This window comes from Burkholderia sp. KCJ3K979 (assembly GCF_016759955.1).
GTDB classification, from domain to species: Bacteria; Pseudomonadota; Gammaproteobacteria; order Burkholderiales; family Burkholderiaceae; genus Burkholderia; species Burkholderia orbicola.
This window is the reverse complement of the sequence record NZ_JACFYV010000137.1, coordinates 1-18,089: the sequence shown is the minus strand read 5'-3', so window position 1 is coordinate 18,089 and position 18,089 is coordinate 1. Positions and strand designations below refer to the sequence as shown.

The following is an 18,089-nucleotide window of genomic DNA, read 5'->3' as shown; positions in this document are numbered from 1 at the left end:
CCGAGCGGCCTCATAGTTCGCTCGGCTATCTGACGCCTGCGCAGTTCGCCCGGGCGCACGACGCGAAGCAGCAGTTTTTAACCTCGGACTCTAACTGCAGTTCGGACTAAAACCGGGGGCAGGTCATTTGACCAATAGCCCACCCAGCAAACGTGTGGCTTCTCCGACTGGAGTTGACGGTGGAATCAGTTCTCGCAATTGCCGCGACGTCGCCGTGTCATCGTGCGTCGGATATGAGTGGGAAGCGAGATGTGTCGCTGCTTCCGCTGCGTTGGTCCGTAAGCGCTGTTTCTTGACGGAGCGAGAGTGGCGAAAAGCTCCGGGTCGCGAGAGCGATCCAGACGACAGGTGAGTTGTTGTTTTGTTCGACAATGGAGCACCCTTCTGTGCGGCCGCCTTCGTTGAACGCCAAGCCAGCCGGTGAAGGAGTTCGGTTTTCGGGTGGCCGCCCTAGGCTTGGCAACCTTATTTTCTCACGGCCTGCATAGTTGCTTACTTCATCGTAAGTGCCGACGTCGGCATACTTTGTGAGAGTGCCACTTGATAAAACGGCCGTCGAATGCTGAGGAGATGCTCACTGTGTACTTTGACAAATACACAATTTTCGATGCGCGCTCTAAAAGCAGGATGGTGGGATCTGCCGTCCGCTGGATCGGACTTGTAGTGGTAGTAGTGATTGGCACGATTATCGACCATGCGGGGCCGTTTGCTGCATGAGGTGCTCGCTGACGCACGAACTGCTGCGTCATACGCTGCAGTTCGTGCAGGCAGTACCACTATCTTAAAGACTATGCTTCGCTGGCAGGGGTCATCGAACGCAAGGCCGTCAATTTCTCGATATCTCTTTCGATGATCTTTTGAGCACACAAGACACAATAGTGCTCCCAACTACGGCCAGTACGGACTTTCAAGCGAACGTCACCCTTCTGTATCCGATGCTTCGCGTTTGCTTGGCAATTGTGCGCATGCAGTGCTCTGTCGATCTGGACTTGGTCAACGAGGGATCTAATTGCCACGGAACACCTCCCGGACAGCTTCAGCTACAAGCTCATCAAAACGGCTGGCAATCGCGTCCAACTCGGAGCGGGTGAACTCATGTCGTTCACCAGCTGTGCGCCCCGACGATGCGTTAATTTTTCGATCGATCGCCGATTTCAGAACGATTAAGTTTGTCCTGCCGAGTCTCTGCCGATCCAGTTCGGTGCCTTGCGGGTTGATCCCCCGTTCGCCCAAAATTCGAGCCGCTTCGCTCATCGCGCGTGTCGCGAGCGTTGCTCGCATTGCTTGCCGCTCCGCGACGCGTGTTACCGGCACCGGTGCCAAAGTTTGATTCTGAGGATCGAAGTCGTCCGGAATGAGTCCTCGTTGTTGTAGCAGGCGGATCGCAGCGGCTTCGTCGTCGGCAAGGAGAGGCATTTCTTCGACGTGAACTTCAGACTGCGCGCGAACTTCGAGTTCTGCTTCTGAACGCAACTCTGGCACGATTTCTCGTTCCGCTGATCCGGTTACGGGGTCCATATCTTCCAGCGGAAGCAACTGATCAAAGTACTCTTGGTCAGCTTGGCTGTACTCTTGGAAGTCGGACCACTGCCGCGCGATGTTTGCACCTGCGTGGAACACAACGACGCCTCGATTCAATGGATCGTCCGGAGAGTTTTGTCGGATTACTCGCATAACGCGTCCGACAAATTGAACAAACGGTGAAAGGTTGCTGAAGATGCTAAAAACCGCCGCTACGGAGAGGTACGGATGGTCGAACCCTTCACCGAGTTTCCGAACTTGCACGATTACATCGAGTTCGTGCGCTTCGAGGTGACGCATGACACGTTGATTTGCGGCCCCATCTTGCCGCGAATGCACGTAGTCAGCTCGTTGCCCTCTAGAGCGATATGCCTCGACAATCTGAGCACAATGCTGAAAGTTTAGGGCCGATGCAATAATCTTCAACCGGTTTTCTCCGGTCTCTTGTCGCAGCCGCTGCAATTCACGAATTGAAGCATCGACGATTGTCGTCAAAGTCTCTGTCGAAGTTACGATGCTGCGCCGGAAGTCTGCTTCTTCCTCGCCAAGACGTCGCACTTCGTCCAAAGTTACTTCGATCTCGTGTCCATCCGCACGGCGAACGTAGCGCAAGGTGCGCGGATTAAGTTGTACCGCTTTCAGGCGTTTCACATAGCCCGCTCGGATCGCGCGGGAAACGGGATACGAATACAGGATCTGACCGGCCATTAGTTGGCCGTCGGCACGCAACGGTGTTGCGCTAAAGTTCACGATCCTTGCCTGTGGGAAGTGCGCTTTTAGTGCTTGCCAAGTAGCGGCTACGCTATGGTGTCCTTCGTCAAACAGAATCAAATCGAAGAAGTCATTCGGCAGAGTATCAAGCCAGCGGTTTGCATCTCCTTGAAGCTGCTGGATATTTGTTACAACGACATGGGCTTCTTCTAGGTCGCCTCGATTTGTTGTTGTTCCCCTGATCTCGACGGGCTCCGGGTAGGGGCCACCGGCGAGCACGTGGCATTTTTGGTAGAACATACTCGGATTGGTCGGGTTGAAATCCGAGTGAAGTTGAGTGGCGATTGCAACGCCAGGTGCGACTACAAGCGTTCGATGGGACCGGAACGCGAATGGCGTTAATGTAATCGCACCAGATTTCCCGCAGCCAACCGGCAAGACAATTCCGGCTTCCCGGCTCGTTTGTTCGGGGTCGCTAGCGAAGCGGGCCAAAGCTTCATACGTTTCCTTCTGAGGCTCGCGAATAGCCGGATTCCCCGCGATTGCGGGTTCTCTTTCTTGAAATGGACTCGTCACTGGTCTACCTCTACGTGTGTATTGGTGCCACGAACGTGTTGCAATGGTGGCGCGAGTGCTCCAAGTAGGCAATCGAAGCACCGATCTAATATTGCCACACAGGCTGCCACTTTTTATATGCAGAAGGTGGGTGATTATCGAATGGCTTTGCTTAACGGCATAGTTCACGCTGTTATCCCTGCACCGCTCGACGAAGGGGTACGAAACCGATCCCTTGCGGACAGGGGCATTTTGCCCTGTCCGTAAATAAGGGTTGAAATGTTTTGGACATTGCCTTACATTCGGACATCTATTTCGTACAGATTGAGTGCCCGATATGTCCCGAACCTTTGCCTATGCCCGTGTCAGTACGTCCGACCAGACCACCGCGAACCAGTTACGAGAGATCGAGGCGGCCGGCTTCTCGGTCGACAAGCGCCGCGTTGTGTCGGAAAGCATTTCGGGGAGCGTAAGCGCCGATCAGCGGCCGGGGTTTGCGCAGTTGCTCGTCAAGATGGAAGAAGGCGACGTGTTGATCGTGACGAAGCTCGACCGACTCGGCCGCAATGCGATGGACGTGCGGGCCACGGTCGAGGGATTGGCCGAACGCGGTATCCGGGTTCATTGTCTCGCCCTGGGCGGCGTCGATCTGACTAGCGCGGCCGGCCGGATGACGATGCAGGTGTTGAATGCGGTGGCCGAATTCGAGCGGGATCTGTTGATTGAGCGCACGCACGCTGGTATCGCTCGCGCGAAGGCGGACGGCAAGGCGATGGGGCGGCCGTTCGCCCTGTCAAACGAGCAGCGGGCGGACGTGCTGCGCGAGTTGGACGCAGGGGCAAGCGTGGCCGCGCTTGCTCGGCGATTTGGCACGAGCCGCCAGACGATCATGCGGGTACGCGACGCAGTCTAAGCGGCGCGCGCCGTTCAACTCACGCCCTGCTAGAGCCCGGCTCAGCGGACCAAGCAGACAGTGTCAGGTTGTCTGGCTCAGTTCGGCCATACGCGGTCGCCCGCGCAAGTTGGCCGAGTGACCGCTTCCGTCCGCCTAACTGCCATCAGCTAGCTTCGTTCATCGTCAGGATGATCTTTCCGACGTTCACAGCCGACTCCATCCGTCGATGGGCAGCCGCGGCATTGGCGAGAGAAAACACGCTGTCGACGACCGGCTCTAGACCCGCTCCTCCCGCAAAGCGGTCCAGCCAATGTTCGCGAAACCGCCGAACCATCTCATGTTTCTCGTGCTGGTCGCGCGATTTCATCACAGTGCCGATGATTTGCAGATGACGGTACAGGATCTGTTCGAGGCTCACGCTCACGTCACCGCCGCCGCCGAGGATCCCAACCTGCACCAGCCGGCCGCCGTTTGCCAATGACGCGACATTCCGGGAAAAATACGGCGCGCCCACGAAATCGATGACCACGTCGACACCGCGTTTGTCCGTCCTGCTCGCGACGACTTCCGAAAAATCCTGCGTCTTGTAGTCGATCGCATGGTCCACGCCAAGTTGAACGATACGTTCCAGCTTCGAGGCTTCGGCGGTCGCGAAGATCGTCGCGCCGGTTGCGTAGGCCAGCTGGACCGCCGCGGAACCCACCCCGCCCGCCGCTGCGTGAATAAGCACCGAATCGCCACGCTGCAAGCGGCCAAGATGCAACAACGCTTCGTGCGCGGTGACGAAGACTTCCGGTATGGCGGCCGCATGCACGTAGTCGATCGTCGCCGGAATGGGCATCGCCATTCTCCAGTCGATGCGTGCCAGTTCCGCATAGGCCCCGCCGCCCACGACGCCCATGACACGATCCCCGACCTTGTAACCCTGCACGGCAGGTCCGGTCTCGATCACCTCGCCGGCGATTTCGAGCCCCATGATCGTCGAGTCGCCGAAGTTCGGCCGGCCGTATCCGCCTCGCCGATGCGTCAGATCCGCGCGATTCACACCCGCGGCATGGACGCGTACCAGCAGATCGTCGGGGCGAACCTCGGGTGCCTGGACTTCGGCGAGCTGGAGAACCTCGGCCTCGCCGAATTCGTTGAATGTGATGGCTTTCATTTCGAACCTTCCTGCGTCGTGGATGAATGGCCGGCGAAACCGTCGGACCGGGTTGGTGCGCCAAGCGTCGCCTGCGCCGCGGCGGATGCCGAGATCGCCGCGGGGAACCCTGCGTAGAACGCAAGGTGCGTGATCGCCGCTGACAGTTCTTCCGGCGTGACACCGTTCGTCACGGCGCGACGCAGGTGCGCCGGCAACTCGTCGAGATGGCCCCCGGCGATCAGCGCGGCGACGGTCACGAGGCTGCGGTCGCGCAGCGAGAGCGCCGGATCGCTCCAGATCCGCGGATAAAGCGTGTCGTCGACGAAGGCCGAGAGCGTCGGCGTAAAGGCGCGTGCGGCTTCCCGCGGGCTGCTGAAATCTGCGTGAGACATGGCGATTCCCCTTCAAGCCTGGCTGACGAACTTGTGCGTGAGGTAGTACTCGATGCCCTCGGCACCGCCTTCCGAACCGTGGCCGCTCTCCTTCATGCCGCCAAACGGCAGTTCGGTCGAAACGATGCGGTACTGGTTGATACCGATCATGCCGGCTTCGAGACCGTCCGCGACATCGATGGCCATGCGCGCACTGCTCGTGAACGCATAGGCGGAGAGCCCGTACGGCAGCCGGTTCGCTTCGGCGAGCCCGTCGGCGAGGTCATCGAAGCGCATCAGCACCGCGATCGGGCCGAACGGTTCTTCGTGCATCACGCGCGCGTCTTTCGGCACGTCGGCGAGGACCGTGGGCTCGAAGAAGTACCCTTCGCCCTCGATACGCTTTCCGCCGGCGAGAACCGTTGCGCCCCGTTCCACAGCATCGGCGACGAGTTCCTCCATCTTGGCAAGCTGGCGCGGATTGGCCAGCGGCCCGACCTGCGTGCCGGCATCCATGCCGTTCCCGACCTTGAGCGCGTTGGCGGCACGCACGAAGTGCCCGACGAACTCGTCGTAGACTTCGCGCTGGATCAGGAAGCGCGTCGACGAGATGCAGATCTGGCCCGTACCGCGAAAGCGATTTGCCGCGCCTTCGACCGCGGCCTTTTCGACATCCGCATCGTTGAACACGAGGACGGGCCCGTGCCCGCCAAGCTCCAGCGTGATGGGTTTGACGCCTTCGGCTGCGCGCGCCGACAGCAGACGGCCGATCGGCACCGAGCCCGTGAACGTCACCTTCCGGATGACCGGGGAAGCGATCAGGTGCTTCGACACCTCGTCGGGCACGCCGAACACGACTTGAAGCACGCCCTTCGGCAAACCGGCATCGTCCAGTGCGCGCGCCAGCGCGAGCGCCGTGGCGGGGCTTTCCTCGCCGGGTTTGATGATGACGCTGCATCCGGCGGCGAGTGCGGCCGAGAGCTTGCGCGCCGGGGTGATCGCCGGAAAGTTCCACGGCGTGAATGCGGCGACGGGCCCGATCGCCTGTTTCTTCACGAGCTGTTGCACACCCGGGCGGTTGGACGGCACGACACGGCCGTCGATGCGACGCGCCTCTTCGGCGAACCATTCGAAGTAGTCGGCCGCACGCAGGACTTCGTCGCGGCTTTCCGCCAGCGGTTTGCCTTCCTCGAGCGTCATGACGGTAGCAATGTGCTCGGCACGCTCGCGCATCAGTTCCGCGCCGCGCTTGAGAATGCGCGCGCGTTCGGCCGGCACGGTGTGGCGCCAGACGTCGAACGCCTGGGCGGCGACCTGCAGGGCGCGATCCAGATCGGCTGCCGTCGCCAGCGGGACGCGCCCGATCTCGATTTGCGTGGCGGGGTTGATCACCGGCGCCGTTTCGCGTTCGCCCGCGCCGATCCATTCGCCGTTGATGAAAAGATGAAGTGCGTCGTACGTGATGTCCATGGCATTGACCTCTATGGTTAGGATTACGATTCAATTTGCATTCGCGGCGAGCAGGACAGGAGAACCCGCGCCGGGCCGTGTCGGGATGATCCGCCGCATCGGGCTGGGCCCGGGTTCGAAACGTCGGTGCTCCGACTGCCTGACTTCGGGACTCAGTCTAGGCGTGAAGCAGGCGGCAACTTAGAGGGACCGGAAAGAATGAATCTTGTCTGTGGAGAGAAAATCGCCCCGTCGACATGAAAGCATATTGAAATAATGCATAAAAACGACACGGGATTTCACGCTCACGGCACGAAACAGGCACGGGCCCTATCATCACAGGCTCGCGCGGGCCGAACGCGGCGATTCGACGAAAAATTCAAAGCCAGGGTGCGTAATGGACAAGGTTCACACCATGTCGGTGTTTGCGAAAGTGGTCGAGATGGGCAGCTTCACGGCTGTCGCGAACCACCTCGACACGACTGTCGGCAACATTTCCCGAGCGGTGTCGGTACTTGAGGACAATCTCAACACGCGGTTGCTGCAGCGCTCGACGCGACGGCTCGTGGTGACCGATGCGGGGCGGCGTTTTTACGAGCGCAGCGTTGCGATCCTCTCGGACATCGAACGGGCAGAAGCGGAAGCCCGCGATGCGCTGCTGGAGCCGCGTGGGGTATTGCGCGTGCATGCGGTTCCGGGATTGGGCCGTCAACTCGTTTCGCAAGCCGTGCTGGCCTATCGGAGTGCTTACCCAGAGGTATCGGTCGATCTCATGCTGTCGCAGCGGATGCCGAATCTGCTCGAAGAGCAGCTCGACGTGGCGATCGTGATTGCACGCACGCTGCCGGACTCGGCGTATGTGTGCCAGAAGATCGGCGCAAGCCACTGCATTCTGGCGGCGTCGCCCGATTATCTGGCACGGCATCCGGCGCCCGAATGCGTGGAAGATCTCGCCGATCACACATGCGTGCTCCTCAGCACGGTCGATTACGCGCCGGACGAATGGCATCTGCAAGGTAAGGCTGGCGAGGCGGTGTATCGTCCGTCGGGATCGCACTTCAGTGTCAACGACATGGATGCGATGTCCACGGTACTGCAGGAGGGCGCGGGGATCGGACTGATTGCCGCCTTCTCGGCAATCGACGATTTGCGCAAAGGATCGCTCGTTCGCGTCCTGCCCGAATTCCACACCGCTCAGCGCAACGTGTATGCGGTGTATTCGTCCCGTCAGTTCGTCGACGCGAAGATCAAGCGGTTCATCGATGTACTGAAGGTGCGGGTAGGTGACCGGTTGAATGCGTATGCGGAGGAGCTCGCTATCACGGTCGTATGATCCCCATTACGCCCGGCACGGCCGGGTTAGGTATCCGATTTCCCGGGGCCGCCCCGTCGCATTGAGCGTATGCGGTTGTGACATTGGAACTACGCCGGATCGACGAATCCGCATACGTTCCACGCTCGTGCTGGACTACATGCTCCGCGACCGGTTCCCGATCCATTGCAGTCGTTCGCCAACGTTCCGCTGACGGCGCATCCGGGTCGATCACGGCCCTTGATGAGGTGACGTCCAAGCAATCTCAGACCTGATCTGCCTCCGACTGAGAGGTTAGGTCTGGACTTGCACATCTCAATCCCCGAATCACCAATTTTGTCGCGATTATGCCGCGCTTGCATGCGCCAATCACTGACGTGATGCGACGGTTGCAAAGTAACTTTTCATTGAACACAAGGCCAGCTTTTGCCGTTGCATCGGGGAGGGCTGCGGCACGGGAGTTTCTTTGCGCGCAGCGTTCCAGACCGCAGGGTGCTTCTCGACACGGCTGGCGTCATGCGACGTATTTGCCGGCTATCTCCAACTTTGTCTCCAAGTAAATGAGTGTTTTGGAGATACACTTGGAGATAGTTGGACCCTTGACCAGTAAGGCTTTCGGGGTGAATTGAGCATATATCTCCAAATCTCCAGAAGTTTTCTGTTCGGGCGGCCGATGATCGGCGACTTACGCCACAATTTTTCGCTCGATGGCCTCATCCGCATTGGCTCACTCGATTGGGGGTATGTTTGGGGGTTCATGTTCCAACCGTCGATTTCATTTTCGTTTTGAATCAATAGATTGGATAAGGATTGTTGATCCTGCAGCCGCACCAAATCCGAAAAAGGGTTACGGAGTTTTCCGTAACCCTTTTTTCGTTCATGGAGTCGCGCGCCGCGATGGCGCGAGCACCATCGCCATCCCCCTTTTCTCGTCACACCCGCGTCACGCTGCGCCGCTAACGTTGCACGCTCCCGTCGCGGCAGCATTGTCGCTATCGGGGTGTACGTGACCGCGTCCCACGCCGTGCCCGCGTCGCGCTCACCCGGGATCTCGCTCCCGGCAGCGCATTGGCTGCTGCCTCTCATCCATTCCATTCGAAAACGCGATCGACGCCGATCAAACTGCATCGCGTACGATCAGGAGACACGAACCATGCTGAGCCCGCATGAATTCTCGATGCTGCTGCGCATTGCACGTGCGCCCGACAGTGTCGACCTCGCGAACCCGGCCTTTGCCGTGCTCGTGGAAAAGCGGCTGGTCGACGATACGCAGGTCCGCGTGAATGAGGTAGCGGCGCGCCCGGCGCTGACGCCGATCGGCCAGATGCTGCTTTCCCGCTTCGACGAGGCGGCCTGAAGGAAAAAGGAAAAGGGGAAGAAGGGAAGAAGGGAAGAAGGGAAGAAGGCGAGGCGAACGCCGCAACTGCGCGTCACGCCTTCGCCGCAGCGAAAACGTGACGCATTGAACACGCGCCGAACCGCTTACTGTGCGACCGGCACCGTCACGTCGCTGCCGAACCAGTGCGTCGAGATCTTCTTCAGCGTGCCGTCCTTGCGCAGCGACTCGAGCGCATCGTTGATCGCCTTCTCGAACTTCGGATTGCCCTTGCGGAACGGGATCGCCATTTCCTGCTTGCCGCCGTTCAGCACAGCCCCCGCGCGCAGCGGCAGGTTCGACGTCTTGATCATGTACGGCAGCATCAGGCGGTCGTCGAGCGTCGCCTCGATCCGGCCCGCGGCGAGGTCGCGCAGTTTTTCCGGCGCGCCCGGATACGTCTGCACCTCGATGCCCGGCACGGTGCGCGCCATTTGGTCGTAGTTGGTGCCGAGCGTCACGCCGAGCTTCTTGCCCTTGAAGTCGTCGAGCGACTTGAACTGGCGCGTGTCGTCCTTGCGCTGGATCAGCTGCGCGGCCGAGTACGTGTACGGCTCGCTGAAGTCGAGCGCCTCCTTGCGCTGCGGCGTGATCGTGACCTGATTGACGATCACGTCGAACTTGCCGGCCTGCAGCCCGGCGATGATGCCGCTCCATTCGGTCGGGATGAACTGCGTCTTCACGCCGAGCTTGCCGGCGACCGCGTTCGCGACGTCGACGTCGAAGCCCTCGAGCTGGCCGGACGTGCCGCGCGAGTTGAACGGCGGATAGGTGCCTTCGAGGCCGACGCGCAGCACGCCGGCCTTCTTCACGGAATCGAGCAGGTCGTCCGCGTGCGCGGCGACGGCCGTGAAGCCGAGGGCCGACGCGAGCAGCAGGCCCGACAGCAGGAACTTCGAACGTTTCATCGCAGATCTCCAGGGTTCAGTGTCGTGATGTCGTGATGTGAGCGCCGGCTCTCGGTCGGCCCCGGCGGCGGCCGGCATACGGGCACGTAGACACTACTCGCAACCGCGCCGCGCCGGAAGTCGAATTGGCCCTGATTGCAATCGATTTCATGGGACGGGGCAGGGCATCGCCGTGGCGCGGGCCTGCTTCGGCGAGCGGTCAGTCGGTAAGGGCTGTCCATCAGGCTTCCGGGCGCGTTTGAAAATGTGCTTTTGAATCAGGCTACTTTGGAGGGATTCGTGCAAAGTTTTGCCTGTAAAATCGCGCAAGCGAAATGAAGCTGCGCCATCCGAGGGCGCGTCAAAAGAAGAAAAGGCCGTAGCCATGAACATGCAGAACACAATCGCCGCATTGCGCGGCGGGTTGCTTCAGCAGGACCGGTTGTTGAAGCTCGATACGCCATTGGGGAGCAACGTCCTGACCGTGCAGCGGGCAGTTGGCCGTTCGCGGATCGGGCGCGCGTACGAGTTCACGCTCGACGTGCTGTCGACCGATAGCGATCTGGAGCTTAAAAAGCTGATCGCGCAGCCGGTCACGTTGTGGATTCAGCAAGGCGATCGCAGCTATCGGCCGGCGAATGGCTACGTGCACACCGCGCGCCGTCTGGGCGCCGACGGCGGGCTCACGACCTATCAGCTCACGTTCGCCGATTTCACCCATTTCCTGAAGTTCCGTCGCGACCAGCGGATCTGGAACGATACGACCGTCGACCAGATCATCAGCGACGTGCTGAACCAGCATCCGCAGGCGAAAGGCCATTTCCGCTTTGCGCTGTCGAAGCCGTTGCCGAACCGCTCGTACACGCGACAGCACGATACCGACTGGCATTTCGTCCATCGGCTGATGGAGGACGAAGGGCTCTACTGCGCGTGGCAGCAGGCCGACGACGGCAAGTCGCACACACTCGTGGTGACCGACAACCTGCAGGCGTTCGCGCCGCTGTCGCCGCAGACCGTGCGCTTCTATCGTGGCGGGGCGGCGAGCGAAGCCGATGCGTTCACGCAATGGTCGGGCACGCGCACGCTGCAGAGCGTCACGCGTTCGACGCGCACGTTCGACTACAAGAATCCCGCGCAGCCGTCCAATCCGAAAGGCACGTCGCTGCCGACGATGGCCGGTCAGGGCGAATTGCCCGATCAGCTGGAAGTCTACGAATACACCGGTGCGTACACGTATCTGGACCAGACGCGCGGCGATCATCTGACGAAGATCCGGATGGAGCAGTGGGAGTCGGAGGCGAAGCGTTTCCACGGCGCGGGCGGCGTGCGTGCGATCGATGCCGGCCGGCGCTTCACGCTGGCGGATCATCCCGAACACGATCGCGATCCGGCCGACCAGCGCGAATTCGCGGCGATCGGCGTCGAATGGTGGATCGAGAACAACCTCCCCGTTTCGAACGGCAGCGCGGATTTTCCGTACAGCCTGCGCGAAGCGTTGACGCAAGCGCAGGAGGGCTACGGTGCCGACCCCGCGTTTCGCGTGCCGCACGACGACGGCTCGGTCGGCTTCTATCTCGTCGAGGTCGAAGCGCAGCGTGTGAGCGTGCCGTATCGCAGCCCGTTCGAGCATAAAAAGCCGGAGATGCACCTCGAGACGGCGATCGTCGTCGGGCCGCAGGGCGAGGAGGTTTATACCGACGAGCTGAACCGGATTCGCGTGCAGTTCGTGTGGGATCGCCTGAACCCGGGTAACGAGAACGCGTCATGCTGGGTGCGCGTCGTGCAGTCGGATACGGGCGGCGGCTACGGCGGCGTGCACGTGCCGCGTATCGGCGAGGAAGTGCTGATCGACTACGTCGGCGGCGACTGCGACCGGCCGCTGGCCGTCGGGCGCGTGTACAACGGCGCGAACCAGCCGCAGTGGCATAGCGACGGGATTCTGTCCGGCTATCGGTCGAAGGAGTATTCGGGCGGCGGCTACAACCAGCTCGTGATGGACGACGCGACCGGGCAGAACCGCGTGCAACTGATGAGCAGCAGCGCGAACAGCCTGCTGCATCTCGGCTACATCATCGACCAGAACGGCAATGCGCGCGGGTCGTATCTGGGCAGCGGTTTCGATCTGCGCTCGGATGCATATGGCGCGGTGCGGGCGAGCCAGGGCCTGTACGTGACGACGCACCCGAAGGCGGCGAACAGCCAGCCGCTCGACGTGAAGGAGGCGCAGCAGCAGCTCGTGGCGGGCGAGAGCCTGATCGAGGCGATGTCGGGCGTGAGCGAGCAGCATCAGGCGGAGAGCCTGAAGGACGCGCAGGACACGATGCGTGCATTCACGGACGCGACGCAGGACAGCCAGTCGGGCAGCGCGGCGGGCGGGCGCACGGCAGGCGGCGGCACCGGTAACGCGAACGCATTCAAGGAACCGGTGATGCTGTTCGGCAGCCCGTCGGGAATCGGGATGTCGACGCAGCAGTCGGTGCATATGGTCGCGAACGATCACGTGAACGTGGCGAGCGGCCAGAGCGTGCACGTGGCCGCGGGCAAGTCGCTGATCGGCAGCATCGGGCAGAAGCTGAGCCTGTTCGTGCAGAACGCGGGGATGAAGCTGTTTGCGGGCAAGGGCAAGGTCGAGATCCAGGCGCAGTCGGACAACATCGAGGTGACCGCGCAGAAGGCGGTGAGGGTGGTGTCGGCGACGGACCGGATCGAGATCGCGGCCGATCAGGGGATTTTGCTGACGAGCGGCGGCGGATATATCCGCATCAAGGACGGCGACATCGAGATTCATACGCCGGGCGCGGTCGATGTGAAGGGGGCGTCGCATACGTTCGCGGGGCCGGCGAGCATGGGGTATCCGCTGCCGAGCCCGCGGCCGGATCAGCCGGGGCAGCTCGAACTGTTTCACAAGTACGTGAACGGCGAGGCGGTGAAGGGCGGGCTGTTCACGGTGAAGGACGTGAACGGCGCCGTGCTGAAGAAAGGCGCACTCGACAACAGTGGCTATACGGTCGTGAGCGGCTTGCCGCCGGGGGCAGTGCGCGTCGAATTCGGGAAAGACCCACGCGAGTCGGATCAGCCGGCGAACTATTTCAAGCAGGCGAAGTGGCCGGCGGAGCCCGTGCAACAGTCGCCCGAGGCCGCGCAGGCCGCGGCGAGCGGACAGCTCGCGAGTCAGCTGCAAGGGATGGCGCCGGCCGCGACGACCGCGGCGATGGGGCTGGTGAGCGGCGGCGGCGCGGGTGCGGCCCTCGGCGGGCTCGCGAGCGCCGCATTGCCAGCTGCTGCGACCGCGTTGGGTGGCGCCGGCGTGGCGTCCGCGTTGCAGACCGCCTCGAGCCTGAGCGGTGCGGCGAAGCAGGTCGCCGGGATGGTTCAGGCCGCCCGTCAGGGCGGGCTTGCCGCGCTGGCCGCGCCGGCTGCGAATGCGGCGTCCGGGGCGTTGCAGGGTGCGTTGCCCGGGGCATTGCCGGGCGTGGCCGGTATCGCGGGCAAGGCCACGACCGTGGCGTCGGCCGCGGGCGCGACGGGCATGAAGCTGCCGACAAGCGGGTTTGGCGGACCGTTGAAATCCTGAGAGGGCGGCTCGTCAGCCGTCTTGAAAAAAACGAATTGAACGAACAACGACATGGCACAACAACTTCCACCCGGTGCAGAGAAGGAACAGGCTGTTTCCTGGCTCAGCGATATTTCACCGAAAGACGTGGCGGCGGGGGGCGACCGTTTCAATAAGTGGTTGCTCAAGATCAGCGGCAATCACATTTCGTTCGAGGACCTCAAAACTGTCGCGAGTGCGGTGCCGATCATCGGCAACCTGATGGCGTTCTACGATGCCGTGTGCGACATCGTGACGATCGTCGAGAAGCGTCATGCCGACCTGCTCGATTACCTTGGACTCGCGATCAACCTGATCGGGGTCATTCCGGTTCCGCCGCCGCTGGCGTCGTTCCGACTGTCGGCGCGGCCGCTGTTGGCGCTTGTGCGCAATCAGTTGCTGGTGTCTCGCGGCAATCTCGGGGCGGCGATCATTGGCGTGCTCGTTGCACACATCAACGCCGCGGCCGCGACGGAAATCGAGAACTTCCTGAAGACGTTGCAGGAAGTCCTTGTCGACCTGCTGAATGACTGCGCGGCCAAGGCGCAGGAATTGATGGTCGGTATTGCCAGCGGACTCGAGCTTGCCCTCAAAGGGCAGATTTTCGACAGTAGTGCGAACGTGCGACGTACGCAGCAGATCGCGCGGAAGATGGGCGAGCGATCCTGGTACAACCCGAAGCTCTTGGTCGATGCGTTTGAGTACGGTTACGAAGGTTCGATCGCGTTGGGCAAGGAAGCCGGCAACGCGACGGTCGGGACCGCCGCGAAGCTGGCGCCGGATTCGTGGCTCCAACCGTTTCGCGATATCGTCGCCTTTCTGAAGACTGAAGCGCCGAAAGTCGCGAAGGCCATCCGTGATCTGAATGGCAGCGAAGAAGGCAAGATGCTCTGGCTGATCGCGCAAGTGATCGAGGCCGTGGCACGGGTGCGGGCGGGCGGCAAGCTTCGTGAAAAGACCGCCGACGTGCCGACCGGCGGCAAGGGAAGGGCACATCATGATCGCCCGCAGGAGCCGGTGGGTGCGGTCGGGCAGCATGCGCATCCGGAGGGTCCTGGCCAGAGCCCCTGCAAAGGTTGCGGGGTCGGCGCGTCGACCGGATCGATCGATTTTGCTTTCGGCGATGAGACGTTCACGCATACGGATTTTGAACTGCCTGGCGCATTGCCGCTTGTCTGGGCGCGTACTTATCGCTCACGCCTGTCCGCATACGACACCGGAGAACTCGGCGCGCGATGGATTACGCCGTACACGACGCGCATCGATATAGAAGGCGACACATGGTTCTACCGTGATGCCAGCGGGCGCAGCATTGAATATCGCGCGCTCGCAGCCGGAAGCGTGCATGATGATCTCTCGGAAAACCTGACGCTGTCGCGACTCGACGATACGTGGGTGACGATTGCGTACGGCCACGACGAGTTGCACGTGTATGAACGGCGTGGCAACGCGTTCAGGCTGGCGATGCAGAAAGATCGCGCGGGTAACACGATCACGCTGGACTACGATGCGCGCGACCTCGTGGCGCGCCTGATTGATGCAAGCGGTAACGTGCTGTCGTTCGAGCACGACAAGCACGGCCGGATCGTACTGATCGAGCAGGTGCTCGAAGACGGTAAGCGTCGCACGCTCGCGAGCTACGCCTATGACGAAGCGGCCGATCTGATCCGCGCAACCGATCGGCACGGCAACGCGTGGAACTACCAGTACGACCGACATCTCGTCACGCGCTACACCGATCGCACCGGCCGCGGGATGTCGCTTGAATGGGACGGCGCGGACGCTGACGACAACGCGAATGCGAAATGCGTGCGCGAGTACGCGGACGATGGCAGCCTCGATATCCGTCTTGCGTGGCATCCGAACATTCGATTGACCTACGTGACCGATGCGCTCGGTCAGACGACGCGTTATTACTTCAACATCAAGGGCTACGTTTATCGGATCGCCTATCCGGATGGGAATGAGGAGTGGTTCCGCCGCGACGAGCACAACAATCTGACGTTGCACATTCTGCCGGACGGCAGCGTCGAGCAGATGCGTTACGACGCGCGCGGTAACCGGACATGGCACGAGCGCGCTGACGGCAGCATTGTCGAGATGGCATACGACGACAAGGACCAGATGATCCGGCTCGTCGATCCGAATGGGCATGTCTGGCAGCGCAAGTACGACGATGCGGGCAATCTCGTCGAGGAAATCGATCCGCTCGAGCACTCGACGAAGTACAGCTATAACGACAAGGGGCTGCCGACACAGATCATCGATGCCAAAGGTGGATCGAAGGCACTCGAATACAACGCCGCCGGGCAATTGACCGGCTACACGGACTGCTCCGGAAAGAAGACGGCGTGGCGCTATGACGATATCGGGCGTGCGATCGAGACAAAGGATGCGTCCGGGGGCGTCGTTGCTTATGCATATGGCCCGAACGGCCAGTTGACGGAGATTCGTTCGCCGGCCGGCATCGAACACGTGCAGTACGACGCTGAAGGTCGATTGCTTGGGCATACGGATCAACTCAATCGGTCGACGCGATATGGCTACGATGCCGTTGGCCGTATCGCGAGCCGCGCGGACGCGCTCGGGCAGACGATCGCGTATCGCTACGACCGTCTCGGGCGCTTGACCGCGCTGACCGATGCCAACTTTGCGACGTACCAGTTCCGCTACGATCCGGCAGGGCGGCTGATCGAGGAAATCGCCTTCGACGGCAAGTCGACGCGTTATCAGTACGATCCGGACAGCGGCAGTCTCGTTTCGATCGATGAAGCGGGTTGCGTGACGTCGGTCGACGTCGATGCGAACGGCCGTCTGCTGAAGCGCATCGCGGGGGACAGCGAGGAACGGTTTGCCTACGATCCGAGCGGCAGGTTGATCGACGCGGTGAATCGGTACAGCCGCGTGCAGTTCTTCTTCGATCCGGTTGGCAATCTGGTGCGTGAACATCACGCCTACGATCTGTTCGGCGACCGGCGCAGCTACGTGTGGCATCACGAATACGACGAACTCGGCAATCGGCGGCGTACCGTTCGGCCGGACGGGCATGCGGTCGACTGGCTGATGTATGGCTCGGGGCATGTGCACGGGATGCTGCTCGATGGCGAGGAGCGCGTGCAGTTCGAGCGCGATGACTTGCATCGCGAGACGGTGCGTGTGCTGTCGAGCAAGGTCGGGCAGCGCACGCACTACGATCCGGCTGGGCGCGTGCTGCAGCAGACGATCCAGCGGTCGACGTCGCCCGCGCCGCTTGCCGAGCGGCGCTATCGCTATGACGCGGTGGGGCAGTTGTCGCGGATCGAGGACAGCCGCAAGGGCGGGACCGACTATCGATACGATCCTGTCGGGCGTTTGATCGAGGCGATCAGTCCCGTCGCGAAGGAGCGGTTCGCGTTCGATCCGGCGAGCAACATCATCGATCCGGTGCGGATTGCGGAGACGCCTGCATCGCGTCCGAGCCCGGTGCGGCCGGAAAGCACGCTGCGGGTCGAGGTGCCGAAGGTGCTCGGGAACCTGCTGAAGGCGTATGCGGGGATGCACTTCGAGTACGATGCACGCGGGAATCTGGTGCGCAAGCGTACGCCGGCGGGTGAGCAGGAATACGAGTGGGATGAATTCAATCGCTTGCTGTCTGCGCGGGTTGCCGAGACGTCGCGGCAGAGTCAGGCTCGGTATTTCTATGATGCGTTCGGTCGTCGGATCGCTAAGGAGGTGAACGGCGAGCGGACGGTGTTCGGGTGGGATGGTGACACGTTGGCGTACGAGAGCGATGGCGAGCGCGGCACGCACTATCTCTACGAACCGGGGACGTTCGTGCCGCTGGCGCAGTATGTGGCGGGGCCGGTTGAGGGGATCGCAACGCCGGTATGGACGAGTACCGACCGCTATGTGCCGGAGGAGGACCCGCTGCAAAAGGTGCCGGAGCGGCGGGGTGACGCGGTGGTGTTCTATTACCACTGCGATCAGATCGGTACGCCGCAGCTTCTAACGGACGATGATGGCGATGTGGTCTGGGAAGCGTCGTACAAGGCTTGGGGTGAAGCGCGGGAAGTGATTGCGCGGGCCTCGAAGGCGGCAGGGATTGTGGCGAAGAATCCGCTGCGGTTTCAGGGGCAGCGGGTTGATGACGAGACGGGGCTGCATTACAACCGGCTGGAGCAGCCCCCTGAAACGCCGGACACAGTCACCCACTTACAATAACGGGTAGGCATAAGACTGTGTTTTTGACTAACACCAGGCAGGAAGTGATGGAAGTGTTGACGGGCCCGGAGCGCCGGCGG

10 protein-coding genes are annotated in these 18,089 nt (G+C 61.6%); 5 read left to right on the top strand and 5 right to left on the bottom strand.

The window, feature by feature from the left end:
* Positions 1-1,005 precede the first annotated feature (1,005 nt).
* On the bottom strand, positions 1,006-2,808 hold the full coding sequence (locus tag H3O04_RS24200) for a DEAD/DEAH box helicase family protein (protein ID WP_081065230.1): 1,803 nt from the start codon (positions 2,806-2,808) through the stop codon (positions 1,006-1,008).
* A gap of 316 nt (positions 2,809-3,124) precedes the next feature.
* On the opposite strand from H3O04_RS24200, the gene H3O04_RS24195 reads away from it, so the two are divergent.
* Positions 3,125-3,700, top strand: coding sequence for a recombinase family protein (locus H3O04_RS24195; protein ID WP_124592261.1), 576 nt, complete (start codon positions 3,125-3,127; stop codon positions 3,698-3,700).
* A gap of 145 nt (positions 3,701-3,845) precedes the next feature.
* On the opposite strand, the gene H3O04_RS24190 is transcribed toward H3O04_RS24195, so the two are convergent.
* From H3O04_RS24190 to H3O04_RS24180, 3 genes are read right to left on the bottom strand one after another with little or no spacing between them, the layout of a single operon-like run.
* The gene (locus tag H3O04_RS24190; protein ID WP_124477678.1) at positions 3,846-4,841 is read right to left on the bottom strand and encodes an NAD(P)H-quinone oxidoreductase; all 996 of its coding nucleotides are present in this window, start codon (positions 4,839-4,841) and stop codon (positions 3,846-3,848) included.
* Entirely contained in the window at positions 4,838-5,215 is a 378-nt protein-coding gene (locus H3O04_RS24185) for a carboxymuconolactone decarboxylase family protein (RefSeq protein WP_124477679.1), read from the bottom strand. The genes H3O04_RS24190 and H3O04_RS24185 overlap by 4 nt, the downstream gene beginning before the upstream one ends.
* A gap of 12 nt (positions 5,216-5,227) precedes the next feature.
* A complete protein-coding gene (locus H3O04_RS24180) occupies positions 5,228-6,664 on the bottom strand; it encodes an NAD-dependent succinate-semialdehyde dehydrogenase (RefSeq protein ID WP_124477680.1) in 1,437 nt (478 codons plus the stop codon).
* Between the two features lie 376 nt (positions 6,665-7,040).
* Here H3O04_RS24180 and H3O04_RS24175 point away from each other — a divergent pair, with 376 nt between their 5' ends.
* Together H3O04_RS24175 and H3O04_RS24170 are read left to right on the top strand one after the other, a co-directional pair.
* Complete coding sequence (locus H3O04_RS24175; protein WP_202588591.1) at positions 7,041-7,976, top strand: LysR family transcriptional regulator; 936 nt, start codon at positions 7,041-7,043, stop codon at positions 7,974-7,976.
* A 1,132-nt stretch (positions 7,977-9,108) separates the two neighbouring features.
* Positions 9,109-9,312, top strand: a complete 204-nt coding sequence (locus H3O04_RS24170) for a hypothetical protein (protein WP_006477106.1) — start codon at positions 9,109-9,111, stop codon at positions 9,310-9,312.
* A 125-nt stretch (positions 9,313-9,437) separates the two neighbouring features.
* Here the strand turns inward: H3O04_RS24170 and H3O04_RS24165 are convergent, their stop codons facing one another.
* Positions 9,438-10,238: a transporter substrate-binding domain-containing protein gene (locus tag H3O04_RS24165; RefSeq protein WP_069232107.1), complete on the bottom strand. Its 801-nt coding sequence runs from the start codon at positions 10,236-10,238 to the stop codon at positions 9,438-9,440.
* Positions 10,239-10,602: 364 nt separating this feature from the next.
* Here H3O04_RS24165 and tssI point away from each other — a divergent pair, with 364 nt between their 5' ends.
* Positions 10,603-13,791, top strand: coding sequence for a type VI secretion system Vgr family protein (gene tssI, locus H3O04_RS24160; RefSeq protein WP_202588590.1), 3,189 nt, complete (start codon positions 10,603-10,605; stop codon positions 13,789-13,791).
* A 51-nt stretch (positions 13,792-13,842) separates the two neighbouring features.
* A complete protein-coding gene (locus tag H3O04_RS24155) occupies positions 13,843-18,009 on the top strand; it encodes a DUF6531 domain-containing protein (RefSeq protein WP_237666403.1) in 4,167 nt (1,388 codons plus the stop codon).
* Positions 18,010-18,089 lie beyond the last annotated feature (80 nt).